The sequence below is a fragment of the Sphingomonas sp. S-NIH.Pt15_0812 genome, assembly GCF_003951315.1.
In the GTDB taxonomy this organism is placed as follows: Bacteria; Pseudomonadota; Alphaproteobacteria; order Sphingomonadales; family Sphingomonadaceae; genus Sphingomonas.
The window spans coordinates 69,766-89,640 of record NZ_QLJH01000014.1 but is presented as its reverse complement, the minus strand read 5'-3'; the positions used below and the strand labels follow the sequence as shown (position 1 = coordinate 89,640).

Below are 19,875 nucleotides of genomic sequence, written 5' to 3'. Positions count from 1 at the left end.
GGAGTCGTCGCGTCCCTAAATCAGCCGATAATGTCCCAGCCCACCTCCGACCGCTTCAATGAGGAAAGCGCCACCTTCGCCATTCGCGGGGCCGATACGCCCGACCTGGACGCGGGGCTGGCGGCGATCCGCAACGTGCTGAAGACGCTGCCGCAACGCTCGGGCGTCTACCGGATGCACGATTCGCGCGGCGACATCCTGTACATCGGCAAGGCGCGGTCGCTGAAGCAGCGGGTCGCCAATTACACGCAGGTCAACGGCCTGCCCAAGCGGCTGCAACGCATGGTGTCGCAGACCCGGTCGATGACGATCGTCACCACCAACAACGAGGCCGAGGCGTTGCTGCTCGAGGCGCAGCTGATCAAGCGCTACCGCCCGGCCTATAATGTGCTGCTGCGCGACGACAAAAGCTTCCCCTTCATCCTGCTGCGGGCCGATACCGACTTCCCGCGCGTGCAGAAGCATCGCGGCGCCCGGCGCGCGGTCGGCAATTACTACGGCCCCTTCGCCAGCGCGGGATCGGTCAACAACACGCTGAACGCGCTGCAGAAGCTGTTTCTGCTGCGCTCCTGCACCGATGGGTTCTTCAAGACGCGCGACCGACCCTGCCTGCTCTACCAGATCAAGCGCTGCTCGGCCCCCTGTGTCGGCCGGATCGACAAGGCCGGCTATGCCGAACTGGTATCCGACGCGAAGGACTTCCTGGCCGGCAAGTCGACCCAGGTGCAGGCGAAGCTCGGCGTGCAGATGCAGGCGGCAGCCGAGGCGATGGATTTCGAGCTGGCGGCGCTGTTGCGCGACCGGTTGCGCGCGCTGACCTTCGTGCAGGGGACGCAGGCGATCAATGCGGAGGGCGTCGGCGATGCCGATGTCTTCGCGCTGGCGTGCCAGGACGGGGTGATCGGCATCCAGGCCTTCTTCATTCGCGGCGGCCAGAATTGGGGGCATCGCAGCTTCTTTCCGACCCACACCAACGAGGTGCCGGAGGAGGAAGTGTTCGTCAGCTTCCTGACGCAGTTCTATGAGGAGGTGCCGCCCGCGCGCACCATCCTGCTTGATCGCGAACTGGCGGAGGGTGAGCTGCTGGCGCAGGCGCTGGGCGAGGCGGCGGGCTACAAGATCGCGCTGTCGATGCCGCAGCGGGGCGATCGTCGCCGGTTGATGGACCAGGCCAAGCGCAACGCGGTCGAGGCGCTGGAGCGGCGGCTGGCGGAGAGCACCACGCAAGCGAAATTGCTGCGCGAGGTGGCGGACCTGTTCGAACTGCCCGAGCCGCCGGCGCGGATCGAGATCTACGACAACAGCCATATCCAGGGCAGCCATGCGCTGGGCGCGATGGTGGTCGCCGGGCCGGAGGGGTTCCGCAAGGGCGAGTATCGCAAGTTCAACATCCGCAACAAGGATACGGTGCCCGGCGACGATTTCGGCATGATGCGCGAGGTGTTCACCCGTCGCTTTGGTCGCGCGCAGGCGGAGGACCCGGACCGCGACTCCGGCACCTGGCCCGACCTGGTGCTGATCGATGGCGGGCGCGGGCAGCTCAATGCGGCGCGCACGGTGCTGGAGGATCTGGGGATCGAGGATGTCTGCCTGGTCGGCGTCGCCAAGGGGCCGAACCATGGCCGCGAGGGGCGCGAGGTGTTCCACCTGCTCGACGGGCGCGAACTGACGCTGCCGGTCAATGCGCCGGTGCTCTTCTACCTCCAGCGATTGCGCGACGAGGTCCACCGGTTCGCGATCGGCGCGCACCGGGACAAGCGCGCCAAGGCGATCGGGGCGAGCCCGCTGGACGAGGTGCCCGGCATCGGTCCGGCCCGCAAGAAGGCGCTGCTGATGCATTTCGGCACCGCCCGCGCGGTGCGCAACGCCAGCCTGGAGGATCTGAAGCGCGCGCCCGGCGTGTCGCAGGCGGTGGCGCAGCAGGTCTACGACTTCTTCCACGCGCGCTGAGCCGAAAAGCCACCGTCCGTCCATTGCTCCTGCACCGCGCCCGGCTACAAGACGGGTCGGGGCCGGGGTTGCGCCCATGGGGGGGAACGGAAATGCGACGGATGATGGCGGCGGCGCTGGTTGCGCTGCTGACGGGGACGGCCTGGGCCGGCGAGGCGCCGCTCTACCAGCCGGTCCCCGACTGGGTGACGCCGGCGCCGCCGATCGGCCCGGTCGGCAAGTCCGCCACCGCGCCCGTCGCGCTCCTGTTCGACACGCAGCAGCGGCTGAAGGACGGGCAGGTCTGGAGCTATGTCGATACCGCCAACCGCATGGCATCGGCCGAGATCCTCCAACAGGCGGGCACGATCAGCATCCCCTGGCAGCCGGATCATGGCGACCTGATCGTCCACCGGCTGGAGATCGTGCGCGGCCCCGAGCATATCGACCTGCTCGCGCCCGGGGCGAAGCGCTTCACCGTCCTGCGCCGCGAGCAGCAGCTGGAACAGCGGCAGGTCAACGGCATCATCACCGCCACGCTCCCGATCGAGGGGCTGCGGATCGGCGACGTGGTGCATTTCACCTTCTCCACCACCAGCCGCGACGCGGCGCTGAAGGGGCAGGTGCAGACCGTCGCGCCCCTGCCCGCGACGCCGGCGCGGTTCGGCTTCGTGCGCACGCGGCTGCTCTGGCCGGCGACCGATCCGATCCACTGGAAGACCTATGCCGAGGGGGTGAAGCCGGTCGAGCGCACGGTCGCGGGCGTGCATGAATGGGTGGTCGAGGGCGTATTGCCCAAACAGCCCGAATGGCCCGGCGACATGCCGGCGCGCTTCAACCGTCCGGTGGTGGTGGAGGCGTCGAGCTATGCCGGCTGGGCGGACGTGTCCAAGGCGGTCGCACCGCTGTTCGCCACCACCGGCCTGATCCCGGCGGGCAGCCCGCTGGCGGCGGAAGTGGCCCGGATCGCGGCGGCCGAGAGCGATCCGGTCAAGCGCGCGGCGCTGGCGCTCGATCTGGTGCAGGACAAGGTGCGCTATCTCTACAACGGCCTGGACGGCGGCAATTACCGGCCGCAGACGCCGGCGGAGACCTGGTCGCTGCGCTATGGCGATTGCAAGGCCAAGACGCTGTTGCTGCTCGCGCTGCTGCATGGCCTGGGGATCGAGGCGGAGGCGGTGCTGGCCCCGGCGCGGCTGGGCGATGTCGTCGACGACCGGCTGCCGCTGCCGGGGGCGTTCGACCATGTGCTGGTGCGCGCGACGATCGGCGGCGAGCCGCTGTGGCTGGACGGGACGATGAGCGGCACGCGGCTGGCCGATATCCGCGACGTGCCGGGCTTTCGCCGGGTATTGCCGTTGCGCGCGGGCGGGGCGGACTTGCTGGAGGTGCCGTTCCGCGCCAATGCCCGGCCGGACGGCGAGGTCAGCCTGACGCTGGACCAGAGCGCGGGCATCCGCCTGCCGACGCTGATGACGGTGCGCGTCCAGTTCCGCGGGCAGACGGGCTCGATGATCGGGCTGGTCGCCGACCAGGCGACGGCCGAGCAGCGGCGCGACATGGTGCAGGAGGTGGTCGGCAAGCTGGTCGGCGAGGCGCGGCTGGACGATGAGACGCTGGCCTACGACCCCGCCACCGGCATCGGGACGATGACGGCGAGCGGGACGCTGGGCTCCGGCTGGGCCGTGGAGCGGGAGCGGCGACGCTACGTGCTCGACCGGACGGTCGGGCAGATCGATTTCAGCCCCGACCGTGCGCGACCGGCCTGGCGGGCGTTGCCGGTGACCATCGCTGGCCCGGAACGCGCAATCTATCGGAGCCGGTTGATCCTCCCCAAGGGCGTGGACGGCTTCACGCTGGGCGGCGACACGGCGCTGGCCGAGACGATCGCCGGTCGTACCATCACCCGACATGCCAGGATGACGGGCAATGTGGTCGAGGTCGAGGACGAGATGGTGGGCACGGCGCGCGAGATCGCGCCGGAACAGGTGGCGGCGGCGCGCGCCCGCGTCGCGCTGGCCAAGACGCGCCTGCTGGAGGTGGTCGCACCCGATGGGCAGTCGTCGATGTACGCCAATGTCGTCGCGGCGCGGCGCACGGGGGCGCTCAAGCCGCTGATGGCGGCCTATGCCCGGTCGATCGCGCATGATCCGGAGGATCGCGAGGTCTATCTGAACAGGGCGCGCTTCCTGGCCGGCATCTACGACTATGCGGCCGCGATCCCCGACGTGACCAAGGCGCTGTCGATCGAGCCGGACGTGAACACCTATCTGTGGCGCGCCGGCCTCTATGCGACGATCGGCGACGAGGCGAAGCGCAAGGCCGATCTGGAAGAGGCGCTGGCCCTGGACCCCGCAGGCATGGCGGCGGTGCTGTCGATGGCCAATTACCGCATGTCCGCCGGTGAGAAGGATGCGGCGCTGGCCATGGTGCAGGAGCATGTCGAGGCCGGCGGCAAGGAGGCGGCGCAATATCTGGCGTCCAAGGCGGACCTGCTGGGCATGGCGGGGCGCGCCGACGATGCGCTGGCGGCGATGGACGAGGCGCTGGCGCAGAGCCCCAACGATTCCGACCTGCTCAACCAGCGCTGCTGGCTGAAGGCGACGCTCAACGTCCAGCTCGATTCGGCGCTGAAGGATTGCACCCGCGCCATCGAACTCAGCGACAGCCGGCTGGCCGCGCTGGATAGCCGGGCGGTGGTCCATTACCGGATGGGGCATCTGGATCAGGCGATGGCCGACATCGAGGAGGTGTTGAAGACGCAACCCGACCAGGCCGCCACGCTCTACATGCGCGGCGTCATCCGCAATCGTCAGGGCAAGACCGCAGAGGCCAAGGCTGACCTGACGGCCGCGCGCACCATCTGGCCCCAGGTCGACCGGGACTATGGTCGCTGGGGGATCAAGGCCTGATCCTGCCGGCCCTGCCCCGACCACTCGCGGGGACGGGGCAGGGCGCCTATATCGCGGCGATGCACCTGATCGCCGACGCCATCCTGCTCGCGACCCGTCAGCATGGCGAGCATGGCGCGGTCGCACGGGCGCTGACCCGTGGCGACGGGGTGCAGCCCGGCTATGTGCGGGGCGGGCGGTCGCGGATGCTGCGCCCGGTGCTCCAGCCGGGCAATATGCTGCGTGGCGAATGGCGGGCGCGGACGGTGGAGCAATTGCCGGCGCTGACCGTGGAGATGCTGCACAGCCGCGCCGCGCTCCATGCCGAACCGCTTGCCGCCGCCGCCATCGCCTGGGTGACGGCGCTGACCGCGACCGCGCTGCCCGAGGCGCAGCCCTATCCCTATCTCTATGACGGGTTGGACGGCGTGCTGACCGCGATCGAATCGGCCCCGTCCGCGCGCGGCTGGGCCGGGGCGGTGGTGCGGTTCGAATTGCTGCTGCTTGCCGAACTGGGATTTGGCCTGGATCTGGAGCGCTGCGTGGTGACAGGCCTGACGGAGGATCTGGCCTATGTCAGCCCGCGCAGCGGCGGCGCGGTGTCGCGCGGCGCGGCGGTGGGATATGAGGACAAGTTACTGCGATTGCCGGAATTTCTCTTGGCTGGTGGACAGCCGGACGGGGCCGCGATCACGCAGGGCTTCGCGCTTACCGGCCATTTCCTGGCCCGCGACCTGCTGACTGAGCGCCGGGCCGAACCGCTGCCCGCGCGCGACCGGCTGATCGACGCGGTGAAGAGGGCGGTTGCGTGACGTCGCGCCGCCCGGCAAGGGCGGCGGCGGAGGTAGTCATGTCCCTGATCGCAGTGCTCGCCGGCGACGGCATCGGTCCCGAAGTCACCCAGGCCGCGCGCCAGGTGCTGGAGTCGCTGGACCTCGACCTGCGGTTCGAGGAAGCCCCGGTGGGCGGCGCGGCATACCGGGCGGCGGGCCATCCGCTGCCGGCCGAGACGCTGGCGCTGGCGGCGCGCGCCGACGCGATCCTGTTCGGCGCGGTCGGCGATCCCGAATTCGACTCGCTGGAGCGCGCGTTGCGCCCTGAACAGGCGATCCTGGGCCTGCGCAAGGAACTGGCGCTGTTCGCCAATCTGCGCCCCGCCAAGCTGTTCGCCGGGCTGGAGGACGCCTCGGCGCTCAAGCCCGAGATCGCGCGCCGGATCGACCTGGTGATCGTGCGCGAGCTGAACGGCGACGTCTATTTCGGCGAGAAGAGCCAGGGCAGGACCCCGGCCGGCCTGCGCGAGGGCCGCGACCTGATGCGCTATGACGAGGCGGAGGTGGCGCGAATCGCCCGGGTCGGCTTCGACACCGCACGCACCCGCCGCAGCCGGCTCTGCTCGGTCGACAAGGCGAACGTGCTGGAGACCTCGCAGCTGTGGCGCGACGTGGTGGTCGAGGTGGCGCGCGACTATCCCGATGTCGCCCTGTCGCACATGTATGTCGACAATGCCGCGATGCAGCTCGTGCGCGATCCCGGCCAGTTCGACGTGATCGTCACCGGCAATCTGTTCGGCGACATCCTGTCGGACCAGGCGTCGATGTGCGCCGGGTCGATCGGGATGCTCCCCTCCTCCGCCCTGGATGACGCCGGCAAGGGGCTGTACGAGCCGATCCACGGCTCCGCGCCCGATATCGCGGGCCAGGGCAAGGCCAATCCGTGCGCCGCGATCCTGTCAGCGGCAATGATGCTGCGCCATTCGCTGCGCCGACCCGAGCCCGCCGACCGGATCGAGGCGGCGGTGGCGGCCGCGATCGCGGGGGGCGCGCGCACCGCCGATCTGGGCGGGGCGTTATCGACGCAGGGCATGACCGACGCGGTGCTCGCCGCGCTGTAATGGAGCGGTCGCTCGAACTGGCGGTCGTCGTCCCGACCTTCAACGAGCGGGGCAATGTCGCGGCCCTGGTCGCGCGACTGGACGCGGTGTTGGCGGGCCGGTGCTGGGAGGTGGTGTTCGTCGACGACGACAGCGCCGACGGCACGGCGGAGGCCGCCCGCGCGCTGGCGCGGCATGACCCCCGCGTCCGGGTGATCCAGCGCATCGGTCGGCGCGGCCTGTCGAGCGCGTGCATCGAGGGGATGTGCGCGACGGCCGCGCCCCTGGTCGCGGTGATGGACGGCGACCTGCAACATGACGAGGCGCTGTTGCCGCTGATGGCCGACCGGCTGGCGGCGGAGCCCGATCTCGACCTGGTGGTCGGCTCGCGCTTCGTGCCCGGCGGCGGCACGGGCGATTGGGACCGCGACCGGGTGGCCAAGTCGGCCTTCGCGACGCGGCTGTCGCAGGCGGTGCTGCGCGTCGACCTGCGCGATCCGATGAGCGGCTTCTTCATGATCCGCACCGGTATCGCGCGGGCGCTGGCGCCCCGGCTGCGCGCGATCGGCTTCAAGATCCTGCTCGACATCCTGACCGCCGCGCCCGCGCCCTTGCGCTTCGCCGAGCTTCCCTACGTCTTCCGCCTGCGCACCGAGGGGGAGAGCAAGCTCGACCATGTCGTGGCGATGGAGTTCCTGATCGCGCTCTACGACCGCCGCTTCGGGCGGATCGTGCCGGTGCGCTTCGCCATGTTCGCCGCGATCGGCGCGGTCGGCGTGGTGATGCACATGGCGGTGCTGATCCTGCTTCATCTGGGTCTCGGCACCGGCTTCCTGACGGCGCAGATCGCCGCAACGGCGGCGGCGATGACGGGCAATTTCTTCCTCAACAACGCCCTGACCTATCGCGACCGGCGGCTTCGCGGGGGCCCGGCGCTGTTCCGGGGATGGCTGTCCTTCTGCCTGGTGTGCGGGATCGGAGCCTTCGCCAATGTCGGCGTCGCCGCCTTCCTGCACGATGCGAAGACCGATACCTGGGCGGTGTCGGCGCTGGCCGGCGTGCTGGTGGGCGCGGTGTGGAATTACGCGCTGTCGCGGCGGTTCGTCTGGGGGCGGTACTAGGCCCAGCTGTCCAGCCATATCCAGCGTGCGAACGCGCCCGGTCCGGCGAGCGGCGCGGCGGACAGGATCGGGTAGAAATGCAGGAACAGCCCGACCGCCAGCATCACCACCACCTCGTCCCAATAGCGCAGCCGGGCGCGCCAATGGTCGAGCGCGACGGCCAGCACCACCGCCAGCCAGATGCTGGGAAGATAGTAATAATAGAAGAAGCCCAGCGATTTGGGGATCAGCGGCCAGATGGCGATGCTGCCGATCCACAGGCCCGCCGCCGCGCCCGGCCGGATCGCGCGGGTGCGCAGCCATGCGCCCGCACAGGCCAGCACCGCGAACAGCCCGCCCCACATCACCGCCGGGTTGCCGAGCAGCAGCACGCCGCGCTGCGCCCCGTCGACCGGCTCGTAGAGATACCAGATCGGCCGCCAGTCGAACGGCCATGTGTACCAGGCCGATTGATAGGTGTGCGCGGGCAGCACCTGGGTCTGTTGCTGGAACATGGTCCATTGGAACGGCAGCAGCGTCGCCAGCGTCAGCGGCTCCTGCACGTAGAAGAAGGCGGGGATAAAGGTCAGGAAATAGGTGGCGACGCTCACCCCGCCGAGCAGCGCCAGCGCCATGACCGGGCCCAGTCCCGGCCAGCGGTCCGGACGCCCGCGCCGCAGCAGCAGATAGGCGAGAGCGGCGAAGGCGACATAGGGGGCGGCGGTCCATTTGCAGGCGGTCGCCAGCCCCAGCAGCGCCGCGCCCAGGCCCCAGCGACGACGGACCTGCCTCGGCGCGCCCTCCATCGACCACAACAGGCTCGCCGCGCCCAGCACGACGAAGGCGGCCATGAACCCGTCCAGCATCGCGATCCGCGCCTGGACGAAGACGGTGAAGTTGACGAGGGTCAGCACCGCCGCGACCAGGGCGGGGCGCAGCCGCCGCGTGCCGAGCCACACCAGCGCGAACACACCCGCCACCACCGCCGAGCCGGCCAGCGTCGACAGCGCCCGCCAACCGAGCGGATCATCGCCGAACAGCCGGATGCCGAGCGCGATCAGCGCCTTGGCGAGCAGCGGGTGCTCGATATTCGCCGGGTGCGCCAGGGCCAGCAGCGTCCGCGCGGCGGGCACATAATGGACTTCGTCGAAATAGGGCTTGGACGGGATCGTCACCCGCCAGGCGAACAGCAGTTCTGCACATCCCGCGATCAGCAGGGCGAGCGGCAGGGGGCGGCGGAGGATCTGTGGCACGATCCTGCTTGTCCCTGCTTGCGGGCGCGGGAGCAAGACGGCAAAGCGGGCGCATGAAGCGCAAGACTGGCCAGGACCGTTCGATCACCACCCAATGGCGCCCCGCCACCCAGGCGATTCGGGGGGGGACCGCCCGTTCGGAATATGGCGAGACGTCGGAGGCGTTGTTCCTCACCTCGGGCTATGCCTATGACTGCGCCGGCGACGCCGCCGCGCGCTTCGCCGGCGAGCAGGACGGGATGACCTATTCCCGCCTCCAGAATCCCACCGTGCAGATGCTGGAGGAGCGGATCGCGCTGCTCGAAGGGGCGGAGGCGTGCCGCACCATGGCGTCGGGCATGGCGGCGATGACGGCGGTGCTGCTCAGCCAGTTGCAGGCGGGCGACCATCTGGTCGGGGGTCGCGCCGCCTTCGGTTCGTGCCGCTGGCTGACCGACACGCTGCTGCCCAAGTTCGGCATCGGCACCACCGTGGTCGACGCGCGCGATCCGCAGGCGTTCCTGGACGCGGTGAAGCCGGAGACCAAGGTCTTCTTCTTCGAGACCCCGGCCAATCCGACGATGGACATCGCCGACCTGTCGGCGATCTGCGCCATCGCGCGCGAGCGGGGGATCACGACGGTCGTCGACAATGCCTTCGCCACCCCCGCGCTCCAGCGGCCGATGGACTTCGGCGCGGACGTGACCGCCTATTCCGCCACCAAGATGATGGACGGGCAGGGCCGGGTGCTGGCCGGCGCGGTGTGCGGAACGCAGGATTTCATCGACAACACGTTGTTGCCCTTCACGCGCAACACCGGGCCGACGCTGTCGCCGTTCAACGCCTGGGTGGTGCTGAAGGGGCTGGAGACGCTCGACCTGCGCATCCGCCGCCAGTCGGAGAATTCGCTCAAGGTCGGTGCTTTCCTGGAAGGGCGGGTGCCGCGCGTGCTGCATCCCGGCCTGCCCAGCCATCCGCAGTATGACCTGGCGATGCGCCAGATGTCGGCGGCCGGGCCGATCTTCGCCTTCGAGCTGGATGGCGGTCGCAGCCAGGCGCACGGCCTGCTCGACGCGCTGGAGCTGATCGACATCTCCAACAATATCGGCGACTCGCGGTCGCTGATGACGCATCCCGCCTCCACCACCCATAGCAGCGTCGCCGAGGAGAAGCGGCTGGAGATGGGCATTTCCGAAGGCATGATCCGGCTGAACGTCGGGCTGGAGGATGCCGACGACCTGATCGAGGATCTCGACCGGGCGTTGCTGGCCGTGGGTCTATGAAGGCGCTGTTCCCGCATGCGGAGACGACGCGCGGCGTGACGGTCCGCGTTTCGGTCAGCTACCTGCCCGAACAGTCGGAACCGACGCGGGGACGCTGGTTCTGGGCCTATCATATCCGGCTGGAGAATGCCGGCGACCGCACCGTGCAGCTCCTGTCGCGCCACTGGATCATCACCGATGGGCGCGGCGCGCGCCATACGGTGGAGGGCGAGGGCGTGGTCGGCGAGCAGCCGCTGATCGAGCCGGGCGCCAGTTTCGACTATGTGTCCGGCTGTCCGCTCGCCACCTCCAGCGGTGCGATGCAGGGCAGCTATCGCATGGTCGACGACAGCGGCACGACCTTCGACATCGCCATTCCCCGCTTCGCGCTCCATGCGCCGGCCGTGACCCAATAGGAGGCGGGGCATGAAGCGAACGCATCTGCCGCTGAACGGCCTGCGCGTGCTCGACGCGGCGGCGCGCCACCTGTCCTTCACCCGCGCCGCCGACGAGCTGGCGGTGACGCCCGCCGCGGTCGGGCAGCAGATCCGTGCGCTGGAGGATACGCTGGGCGTCGTGCTGTTCCGCCGCACCACCCGCGGGCTGGAGCTGACGCCGGAGGCGGAGGCGGGCCTTGCTCCCTTGCGCGATGGCTTCCTCCAGTTCGAGGAGGCGGTGCGGGCGATGCAGGCGGGCCAGTCGTCCAAGTCGCTGACCATCGCCGCGCCGCGCGACCTGACCGAGAAATGGCTGATGCCGCGTCTCGCCCGGATCGCGGCGGCGGATTCGGACCTGCGCTTCGTGCTGATCGCGGCGGATGGCGAGGTGGACTTCACCCAGGCCAATCTCGACCTCGCGATCCGCTGGGGCGAGGGGCCGGGCGAGCATGAGGGCGAGGCGATCGAGTCCGAGGGCATGGTGACGGTCGCTGCGCCGGGCGGTGGGCATGACGCGGCGATCGCCTGGCCCGGCGCGCCAGAAGAGGCGGGCGTGCTGGTGCGGGTCGACGATGCCGGCCTGGCGATCGACGCGGCGGCGGCGGGGCTGGGACGGGCGACGGTGCCGGAGATCCTGGCGGCGGCTGACCTGGCGAGCGGCCGCGTCGTCGCGCTCGGCGAGCCGCATGCGTCGCGCCTCGGCTATTGGCTGGTCGCGCCGCTGCCGCAATGGCGGCAGAAGAAGGTCAGGCTGCTGGTCGAGGCGCTGGGCGGGTAGGGCGGTACGGATAGGGACGACGTCGCATCGTCCCTATCGGCCACGGCGGCCTCGAACAGGCCGCCGCGTCTACCCTCAGTCGATCTGCCCGAAGCACCAGCGCAGGATCGATTTCTGCGCATGGAGCCGGTTCTCCGCCTCGGGCCAGATCAGCGATTGCGGCCCGTCGATCACGTCGGCGGTCACTTCCTCGCCGCGATGCGCGGGCAGGCAGTGGAGGAACCTGGCGTCGGGCTTGGCCAGCGCCATGAAGCTGGCATCGACCTGATAGGGGCCGAGCGCGTGCAGCTTCTGCTCCGCATGGGCCTGGCCCATCGAGATCCAGGTATCGGTGACGACGATGTCCGCATCGGCCACCGCCTCGCGCGGGTCATGCACGACGCGGGCGCGGCCGGAGGCGGCGATGATCGCCTCTTCCTCGGGCGCGTAGCCGGGCGGGCAGGCGGCGACGACGTCGAACTGCATCAGCCCCGCCGCCTCGACGATCGAGGACAGCACGTTGTTGCCGTCGCCCAGCCACGCGACCTTCAAGCCGGGCAGCGCCTTGCCGCTTTCGATGATGGTCAGCAGGTCGGCCATGATCTGGCAGGGATGCGAGGCGTCGGTCAGGCCGTTGATGACCGGCACGGTGGCGTGATGCGCCATCTCCTCGACCTTGGCATGGTCGTCGGTGCGGATCATGATCGCGTCGACATAGCCGGACAGGACGCGGGCGGTGTCGGCGATGCTCTCGCCCCGGCCGAGCTGCATCGTGCCGGCATCCAGCACGATCGAGCTGCCGCCGAGCTGGCGGATCGCCATGTCGAAGCTGACGCGGGTGCGGGTCGAGTTCTTCTCGAACACGCAGGCGAGCACATGGCCGGCGAGCGGCGCATCCGCATCGGCGCGGCCCTTGGGCCAGCCGGCGCGTGCCGCCTTTCGGTCGATCGCATCGGCCAGGATCGCGGCGACGCCCGATGCGCCGGCATCGGCCAGGTTCAGGAAATGGCGCATGATGTCAGTCCCCCAAAGTCGCGGCGGCATGGCGCTGTGTCCGGGACGGATCGCTCGCCCGCGCCATGCGCCGCTGGCCCCTCTCCACGCTGGGAGAGGGGGTGATGTCAGTCGTCGGCGGCGGGCACATAGACCCGCGCGGCATCCGACAGCTTCTGCGTGAATTCCTCGATATGGCTTTCGTCGATGATGAGCGGCGGCAGCACGCGCACGACATTCTCGCCCGCCGAGACGGTCAGCAGCTGATGCTCGTCGCGCAGGAAGCCGACGAAGCGGCGGCTGTCGGTCTTGAGCTTCAGGCCGAGCATCAGCCCCTTGCCGCGCACCTCGGTGAAGAGATGGTCGTGATTGGGGATCATCTGCTCCAGCCGGCTGCGCAGCCGCTCGCCCATCTCGGCGACATGGTCGAGGAAACCGTCCTCGAGCAGCACGTCGAGCACCGCCTCGCCCGCCGCCATCGCCAGCGGATTACCGCCATAGGTGGAACCGTGCGTGCCGAACACCATGCCCTTCGCCGCCTCGGCCGTCGCCAGGCAAGCGCCGAGCGGGAAGCCGCCGCCGATGCCCTTGGCCACCGCCATGATGTCGGGCGTGATGCCGTAATGCTCATGCGCGAAGAACTTGCCGGTGCGGCCATAGCCCGCCTGCACCTCGTCCAGCACCAGCATCAGGCCATGCTCGTCGCACGCCTTGCGCAGGCCCTGCAGGAATTCCGGCGTCGCGGTGGCGAGGCCGCCTTCGCCCTGGATCGGCTCGACCAGGAAACCGGCGGTCTCGTCGTCGATCAGCGCCAGCGCCGCGTCCAGGTCGTTGAACGCGGTATAGGCGAAACCGGGCAGCAGCGGCTCGAACCCGTCGCGCATCTTCGGCTGGTCGGTCGCCGAGATCGCCCCCAGCGTGCGGCCGTGAAAGGCGTTGCGGAAGGTGATGAGCTTGTGCCGCTGCGGATTGCCGTTGGCGAAGTGGTAGCGACGCGCGGTCTTGATCGCGCACTCCACCGCTTCCGCGCCCGAATTGGTGAAGAACACCGTATCGGCGAAGGTCGAATCGACCAGCCGCTGCGCCAGATGCTCCCCCTGCGGCGATCCGTAGAGGTTGGAGACGTGCATCAGCGTCGCCGCCTGGTCGGCGATCGCCTGGGTCAGCTTGGGGTGGCCATGGCCCAGCGCGTTGACCGCGATGCCCGCCGCGAAATCGAGATAGCGCGTGCCGTCCTCGCCATAGAGGTACACGCCCTCGCCTCGCACCGGTCGCACCCCGCACCGGGGATAGACGGGCATAAGCGCTGGCATCGACATGGCGGAAATCCTTCCAAACGACAAAAGGCGACCCAAGCGGTCGCCTGAGCCGTGTCAATAGGGAAGCAGGAAGGGGGACGCAACCGAATCGGGATGGGGGTGCCCCCTTCCTGTTCCCCGGCGAAGGCCGGGGTCCAGTTGGGGGCCGGCATTGGAGAGGTTCACGCTTTCCTACAGCAACCTACCCAACTGGGCCCCGGCCTTCGCCGGGGAACAAGGGGGAGGGGCGTCGCGATCCGATCAGTTCTTCAACCGCCAGCCGCGCTTGAGCAACAGGTAGCAGGCGAGGCCGAGTACCACGTCGATGCCCAGCACCACCAGCGAGCCGAGCGCGATCGGCGAATCGGCGACGCCGAGGAATCCGTAGCGGAAGCCGGAGATGATGTAGAAGAACGGGTTGGCATGGCTGAATGCGCGGAAGGAGGGGGCCAGCCGGTCGACCGAATAGAAGGTGCCCGATAGCAAGGCGAGCGGCGTCACCACGAAATTGGTGACCGCGGCGGCATGGTCGAACTTCTCCGCCCAGATCGAGGTCAGCACGCCCAGGAACGACAGGAACAGCGTGCCGAGCAGCCCGAACCACAGGATCGCGAGCGGGGCGTGCGGCGTGACATGGACGCCGGGATAGGCGACCATCGCCAGCCACACGACGAAGCCGACGATCGCCGCGCGCGTCACCGCGCCGCCGACCAATGCGGTCAGCAGCTCCATCGTCGACAGGGGCGGTTGCAGGTAATCGACGATCGTGCCCTGGATCTTGCCGACCAAGAGCGAGAAGCTGGCATTGGCGAAGGCGGGGCCCATCATCCCCTGGCTGATGATCAGGCCGGGGGCGATGAAATCGGCGAAGGTCACCGTCTCGCCGCCGACCAGCACCGGGCGCTTGGCGCCCGTCGCGACGGTGAAGACGATCAGGAACAGCAGCGTCGTGATCGCCGGCGCCCAGATGGTCTGGAGCTGCACCTTGAAGAAACGGCGCACCTCCTTGATATAGAGCGTACGAAGGCCGCCCCAGTTGATGTTCCGGATTACGGGCACGCCGGGGGCGTTCCTGATTCGGGAATGAATTTGACCGATCGGGGGTTGGCTGCTCATCACCCGCTCGGGTACTCGCTGCCGCCGCCGCCCGCAACGGCGCAAGATAAGGAAACTGCATGTCCTGGACCGACGAGCGGATCGAAACGCTCAAGACGATGTGGGAAGGCGGCCAGACGGCCAGCCAGATCGCCGATGCGCTGGGGGGCGTCAGCCGCAACGCGGTGATCGGCAAGGCGCACCGACTCGGACTCCAGGCCCGCCCGTCGCCGGTGAAGTCGCATGACAGCACGGCGAGCGAACCGGCCCCGGGCCCGGTCGAGCCGGTGGTCGTCGCCGCCCCGCCGCCACCGCCGCCGCCCGCGCCGCCTCCGGCCCCTGCACCCGCGCCCGAGCCGGTCGCGGTGGAGGACGAGGATGACGAGGACGATGTCGCGCCCGCCCCCGTGCCGGAGCGAATCGCCGCGCCGCAGCCGGTGCTGCGCTCGGTCGGTCCCGGCGGCTTCGTCCGCCAGTCGCCCGGCGAGCAGCAGCCGCCCGCCACGCCCGCGCCGCCGCGCCGGCTGGTGCCGGCCAAGCCGTCGCCCGAAATGGCGGGCAAGACCAGCCTGCTCGATCTGAACGACCGCATCTGCAAATGGCCGCTCGGCCATCCGGGCGAGCCCGATTTCCACTTCTGCGGCGACAAGGTGAACCCCGGCTTTCCCTATTGCGTCGAGCATTGCGGCCATGCCTATCAGGCGCAGATGCCGCGTCGCGATCGCCGCCCGCCGCCGCCGCTGCCCTTCGGCGGCCCGCGCGTCCGCTGATCGCGGAGAGCTGAAACGAAAGACCCCCGCCAGCCCATCGGCCGGCGGGAGTCTTTCGTTGGGCGAGGCGCGGGCGGGGCGGACCCCGCCCGCGCGCCTCCGTCTTAGAAGCGCAGCGCCGCGGTCGCTCGGATGCTGTGCCAGCGGAACTTGTCGTCGGTCCGGCGGAAGTCGGTGCCGTTGGTGGTGCCGCCATTCGCCGCATTGGTGAAGGGCGTGCCCGCCGGGCCACCGGCACGGACGCGATAATCGTCGTCCTGATACTGGTGATACATATATTCCATGCCGACCGAGATGTTGCGCGTGATCTTCTGCTCGATGCCGCCGCCGCCCAGGAAGCCGAACTGGTTGCGCTTGCCCGAGCCGGTGAAGCTGTTGGTCGTGTTGGTCGAGGCGAAGCTGCGGTCGATCCGCGTATAGCCGGGACCGAAGGTGCCGTAGAACAGCGTCGTGCCCGCCGCATAGCCGGCACGGGCGCGGACCGAGGCTTCCCAGTCGATGTTGCGGTACATCACATAGCTGGCGGGCGTGGAGGAGAAGGCAGTGACATTGTCGCTGATCTCGGTCTTGCCGAATTCGCCGACGACGCCGACCACGATATTGCCGCGCTGCGTGTCCATGCCGACCCGGCCATAATAGGCCCAGCCGTCCTTGTCGTTGCGGCACGAACCGCCATTGGCGGGCGACAATTGCGTGCGCGCCGCGCCGTTGCAGAAGCCGGGCGCGAAGGCGTTGGCACCCGTGCCGGTCAGCACGGTGTCGCCGAACCGGCCATCCAGGTTGCGGTCGAAGGCGATGCCCGAGCCGACATCGTTGGGCTGCACGTCATAACCGCCGGCCGCGCCGATATAGAGGCCGGAAAAGGGCCGGTCCTCGGTCATTTCCTGCGCGGCGGCGGGGGCGGCGAAGGCAAGCAAGGTCGTGCCGGCCAGCGCGGCCGTAAGCATATGACGCATCATCTAACTCCCGGTAAAGACGCGCCTAGAAACGGAGGGGCCGCGCGTCCGTATCCGCTCGATGGCAATTTCCAGTCGATTTGTGGCTATTCGGCCACAGGAGGCATGGTCCATGTTCGCGATCCGTTCACGCTTGTGCTGGCCTTTGCCCGTGGCCTGCGCTAGGGGAGGACGGTAATGGCCCAAGACCTTTTCGCCTCCCCGGGAGGCCAGCCCGAAAGCTACGACGCCTCGTCGATCGAGGTGCTGGAGGGACTGGAGCCGGTCCGCCGCCGGCCCGGCATGTATATCGGCGGCACCGACGAGCGCGCGCTGCATCACCTTGCCGCCGAAGTGCTCGACAATGCGATGGACGAGGCGGTCGCCGGCCATGCGACGCGGATCGAGGTGTCGCTCGATATCGGCAATCGGCTGACCATCGTCGACAATGGCCGGGGCATCCCGGTCGACCCGCATCCGAAATTCCCGGACAAGTCGGCGCTGGAGGTGATCCTGTCGACGCTCCATTCGGGTGGCAAGTTCACCGGCAAGGCCTATGCGACCTCGGGCGGCTTGCACGGGGTCGGTATCTCGGTGGTCAATGCTCTGTCCAGCGACACGGTGGTCGAGGTGGCGCGCGATCGCCAGCTCTATCGCCAGCGGTTCGCGCGCGGCGCGACGCTGGGGCCGCTCGAACAGGTCGGCGCGGCCCCCAACCGGCGCGGCACCTCGGTGGCCTTCACGCCCGATGTCGAGATCTTCGGGCCCGACCAGGCCTTCAAGCCGGCGCGGCTCTACAAGCTGGTCCGTTCCAAGGCCTATCTGTTCGCGGGCGTCGAGATTCGCTGGAAGTGCGCGGCCAGCCTGCTGACCGACGCGACGCCGGCCGAGGCGGTGTTCCAGTTTCCCGGCGGCCTGGCCGATCACCTGCGCGAGCAACTGGGCGGCCGCGAATGCGCGACCGCCGATTTCTTCGCGGGACGGCAGGACTTTCCCGGCGACCAGGGACGGGTGGAATGGGCCGTCGCCTTCCCCTTGTGGAGCGAGGGCAGCTATAGCTGGTATTGCAACACCATCCCGACCCCCGATGGCGGCACGCACGAACAGGGCCTGCGCCAGGCGCTGGTCCGGGGGCTGCGCGCGTTCGGCGACCTGGTCAACAACAAGAAGGCCAAGGAGATCACCGCCGACGACGTGATGGTCGGCAGCGAGCTGATGCTCTCCGTCTTCATCCGCGAACCGCAATTCCAGAGCCAGACCAAGGACCGGCTGACCAGCCCGGAGGCGGCGGGGCTGGTCGAGCGGGCGATGCGCGACCATTTCGACCATTGGCTCGGCCATAATATGGAGCGCGGCAAGGCGCTGCTCGGCTATGTGCTGGAGCGGCTGGACGAACGACTGCGGCGCAAGGCGGAACGCGAGGTCAAGCGCAAGACCGCCACCTCCTCGCGCAAGCTGCGCCTGCCGGGCAAGCTGACCGACTGTTCGGCCGACGACCCCGCCGGCACCGAATTGTTCATCGTCGAGGGCGATTCGGCCGGCGGTTCGGCCAAGCAGGCGCGCGACCGCAAGACCCAGGCGATCCTGCCGATCCGTGGCAAGATCCTGAACGTGGCCTCCGCGACCAGCGCCAAGATCCTGGCCAACCAGGAGATCGCCGACCTGATCCAGGCGCTGGGCTGCGGCACGCGCAAGGAGTGCCGGCCCGACGCGCTGCGCTACGAACGCGTCGTCATCATGACCGACGCCGATGTGGACGGCGCGCATATCGCGACGCTGCTGATGACCTTCTTCTTCCAGGAGATGCCGGATCTGGTGCGGCGCGGGCATCTCCATCTCGCCCAGCCGCCGCTCTACCGGCTGACGGCGGGCACCAAGTCGCTCTACGCGCGCGACGACGCGCACCGGGCCGAGCTGGAACGCACCGCCTTTCGCGGCAAGAAGGTCGAGGTGGCGCGGTTCAAGGGGCTGGGCGAGATGAACCCGCAACAGCTGCGCGAGACGACGATGGACCCGAAATCGCGCAGCATGATCCGCATCACCCTGCCGCAGGAATATGAGGGCCGGGCCGGGGTGAAGGATTTGGTCGACCGGCTGATGGGCAACAACCCCGCGCACCGCTTCGCCTTCATCCAGGAAAATGCCGCCCGGCTGGACGAGGAAGCGCTGGACGCCTGACCGGGGCAGGGGCCGAGTTGCCAATCGCCCCGGCGCTTCCCAGATAACCGGCTTTTCCGCCTTATAGCTGCGGCATCACTCCCCGGCCGACCGCCGGGGCGAGGAGCTACGCCCATGACCGATTCGATCACGCCTGTCCCCATTACCGACCAGACCCTGGGATTCACCATCACCGAGCGGCACGCCCGCGGCCGCGTCGTCCGGCTGGGGCCGGTGCTCGACCGGGTGCTGGCCGCCCATGCCTATCCGCCCGCCATCGCCGCCCTGCTCGCCGAGGCGCTGACCCTGTGTGCGCTGATGGGCTCGACGCTGAAGGACTCGGCCGGCCAGCTGACCATGCAGACGCGCGCCGAGTCGGGCGTGGTGCAGCTGCTGGTCTGCGACTATCGGGGCGGCGAGCTGCGCGGCTATATCGAATATGATGCCGACCGGCTGGCCGAGGCGCCGGAACATCCGTCGCTCTTCGCCTTGTTCGGCAAGGGGTATCTGGCGATCACCTTCGACCTGGCGACGACCGGCGAGCGCTATCAGGGCATCGTGCCGCTCGACGGCGACACGCTGACCAGCGCGGCGGAACGCTATTTCGTCCAGTCGGAGCAGATCCCGACGCTGTTGCGGGTCGGCGCGATCCGCCAGCCGGACGGGTCGCTGGTGTCGGGCGGTATCCTGCTCCAGCATCTGCCGGACGGCGAGGAGGGACGCGAGCGGCTGCATGTCCGGCTCGACCATCCGGAATGGGAACATGTCGCGGCGCTGGGTGAGACCATTGGCGCGGACGAGCTGGCCGATCCGACGCTGCCGCTGGAGACGCTGGTCTGGCGGCTGTTCAACGAGGAGAGCGAGGTGCGCGTGCTGCCCGGCACCATGCTGACCCGCGGCTGCCGCTGCACGCCGGAACATATCCTGGGCGTCCTGGCCAAGTTCGGCGTCGAGGAACGGCGCGAGATGGCCGACGAACATGGCATCATCGCGGTCGACTGCGCCTTCTGCTCGACCAAGTTTCCGGTCGATGCCGAGAAATTGGAACCAGTCCGTTAACCTTATAGTGAGGGTTTCGGGTCTAGGAGGAGTGCGTGTTCGGGTGATCGACACGCTTTTCTCCCTTGATGGCTCCGGCCATGCCTT

16 protein-coding genes are annotated in these 19,875 nt (G+C 69.1%); 11 read left to right on the top strand and 5 right to left on the bottom strand.

The features are described 5' to 3' along the window. Positions 1-30 precede the first annotated feature (30 nt). From uvrC to BRX43_RS11210, 5 genes are all read left to right on the top strand, one after another. Positions 31-1,950 carry an excinuclease ABC subunit UvrC gene (gene uvrC, locus BRX43_RS11230; protein WP_125994959.1) on the top strand — a complete coding sequence of 640 codons (1,920 nt, stop codon included), beginning with the start codon at positions 31-33 and terminating at the stop codon, positions 1,948-1,950. Between the two features lie 92 nt (positions 1,951-2,042). Next, positions 2,043-4,841, top strand: a complete 2,799-nt coding sequence (locus BRX43_RS11225) for a DUF3857 domain-containing protein (protein ID WP_125994958.1) — start codon at positions 2,043-2,045, stop codon at positions 4,839-4,841. 59 nt (positions 4,842-4,900) lie between these two features. Further along, a complete protein-coding gene (gene recO / locus BRX43_RS11220; RefSeq protein ID WP_125994957.1) occupies positions 4,901-5,632 on the top strand; it encodes a DNA repair protein RecO in 732 nt (243 codons plus the stop codon). A 38-nt stretch (positions 5,633-5,670) separates the two neighbouring features. Continuing rightward, positions 5,671-6,714, top strand: a complete 1,044-nt coding sequence (gene leuB / locus BRX43_RS11215; RefSeq protein ID WP_125994956.1) for a 3-isopropylmalate dehydrogenase — start codon at positions 5,671-5,673, stop codon at positions 6,712-6,714. After that, positions 6,714-7,814: a glycosyltransferase family 2 protein gene (locus tag BRX43_RS11210; RefSeq protein ID WP_125994955.1), complete on the top strand. Its 1,101-nt coding sequence runs from the start codon at positions 6,714-6,716 to the stop codon at positions 7,812-7,814. Before leuB ends, BRX43_RS11210 begins: the two co-directional genes overlap by 1 nt. On the opposite strand, the gene BRX43_RS11205 is transcribed toward BRX43_RS11210, so the two are convergent. Next, the gene (locus BRX43_RS11205) at positions 7,811-9,046 is read right to left on the bottom strand and encodes a phospholipid carrier-dependent glycosyltransferase (protein WP_125994954.1); all 1,236 of its coding nucleotides are present in this window, start codon (positions 9,044-9,046) and stop codon (positions 7,811-7,813) included. The two genes, BRX43_RS11210 and BRX43_RS11205, sit on opposite strands and share 4 nt — an antisense overlap. A 53-nt stretch (positions 9,047-9,099) precedes the next feature. Between BRX43_RS11205 and BRX43_RS11200 the strand changes: the two genes are divergently transcribed. From BRX43_RS11200 to BRX43_RS11190, 3 genes are read left to right on the top strand one after another with little or no spacing between them, the layout of a single operon-like run. Continuing rightward, complete coding sequence (locus BRX43_RS11200; RefSeq protein ID WP_125994953.1) at positions 9,100-10,308, top strand: aminotransferase class I/II-fold pyridoxal phosphate-dependent enzyme; 1,209 nt, start codon at positions 9,100-9,102, stop codon at positions 10,306-10,308. Continuing rightward, positions 10,305-10,703, top strand: coding sequence for a Co2+/Mg2+ efflux protein ApaG (gene apaG, locus BRX43_RS11195; protein WP_125994952.1), 399 nt, complete (start codon positions 10,305-10,307; stop codon positions 10,701-10,703). The genes BRX43_RS11200 and apaG overlap by 4 nt, the downstream gene beginning before the upstream one ends. Before the next feature lie 10 nt (positions 10,704-10,713). Continuing rightward, positions 10,714-11,502 (top strand): LysR family transcriptional regulator, encoded by a 789-nt coding sequence (locus BRX43_RS11190; protein WP_125994951.1) that lies wholly within the window; start codon positions 10,714-10,716, stop codon positions 11,500-11,502. Positions 11,503-11,577: 75 nt separating this feature from the next. Here the strand turns inward: BRX43_RS11190 and argF are convergent, their stop codons facing one another. The 3 genes from argF to BRX43_RS11175 form a co-directional block, all read right to left on the bottom strand. Next, positions 11,578-12,495 carry an ornithine carbamoyltransferase gene (argF, locus tag BRX43_RS11185; RefSeq protein WP_125994950.1) on the bottom strand — a complete coding sequence of 306 codons (918 nt, stop codon included), beginning with the start codon at positions 12,493-12,495 and terminating at the stop codon, positions 11,578-11,580. A gap of 107 nt (positions 12,496-12,602) precedes the next feature. Continuing rightward, positions 12,603-13,793 carry an aspartate aminotransferase family protein gene (locus BRX43_RS11180; RefSeq protein WP_125994949.1) on the bottom strand — a complete coding sequence of 397 codons (1,191 nt, stop codon included), beginning with the start codon at positions 13,791-13,793 and terminating at the stop codon, positions 12,603-12,605. Between the two features lie 240 nt (positions 13,794-14,033). Further along, on the bottom strand, positions 14,034-14,888 hold the full coding sequence (locus BRX43_RS11175; RefSeq protein ID WP_125994948.1) for an ABC transporter permease: 855 nt from the start codon (positions 14,886-14,888) through the stop codon (positions 14,034-14,036). Positions 14,889-14,947: 59 nt separating this feature from the next. Between BRX43_RS11175 and BRX43_RS11170 the strand changes: the two genes are divergently transcribed. After that, positions 14,948-15,637: a GcrA family cell cycle regulator gene (locus BRX43_RS11170; RefSeq protein WP_125994947.1), complete on the top strand. Its 690-nt coding sequence runs from the start codon at positions 14,948-14,950 to the stop codon at positions 15,635-15,637. A 104-nt stretch (positions 15,638-15,741) separates the two neighbouring features. Here BRX43_RS11170 and BRX43_RS11165 read toward each other — a convergent pair whose 3' ends face one another. After that, positions 15,742-16,593, bottom strand: coding sequence for an outer membrane beta-barrel protein (locus BRX43_RS11165; protein ID WP_125994946.1), 852 nt, complete (start codon positions 16,591-16,593; stop codon positions 15,742-15,744). A 177-nt stretch (positions 16,594-16,770) separates the two neighbouring features. Between BRX43_RS11165 and parE the strand changes: the two genes are divergently transcribed. Together parE and BRX43_RS11155 are read left to right on the top strand one after the other, a co-directional pair. Further along, a complete protein-coding gene (parE, locus tag BRX43_RS11160) occupies positions 16,771-18,750 on the top strand; it encodes a DNA topoisomerase IV subunit B (protein WP_125994945.1) in 1,980 nt (659 codons plus the stop codon). Positions 18,751-18,864: 114 nt separating this feature from the next. Beyond that, positions 18,865-19,788: an Hsp33 family molecular chaperone HslO gene (locus BRX43_RS11155; protein WP_125994944.1), complete on the top strand. Its 924-nt coding sequence runs from the start codon at positions 18,865-18,867 to the stop codon at positions 19,786-19,788. The last annotated feature ends 87 nt before the right edge of the window (positions 19,789-19,875 follow it).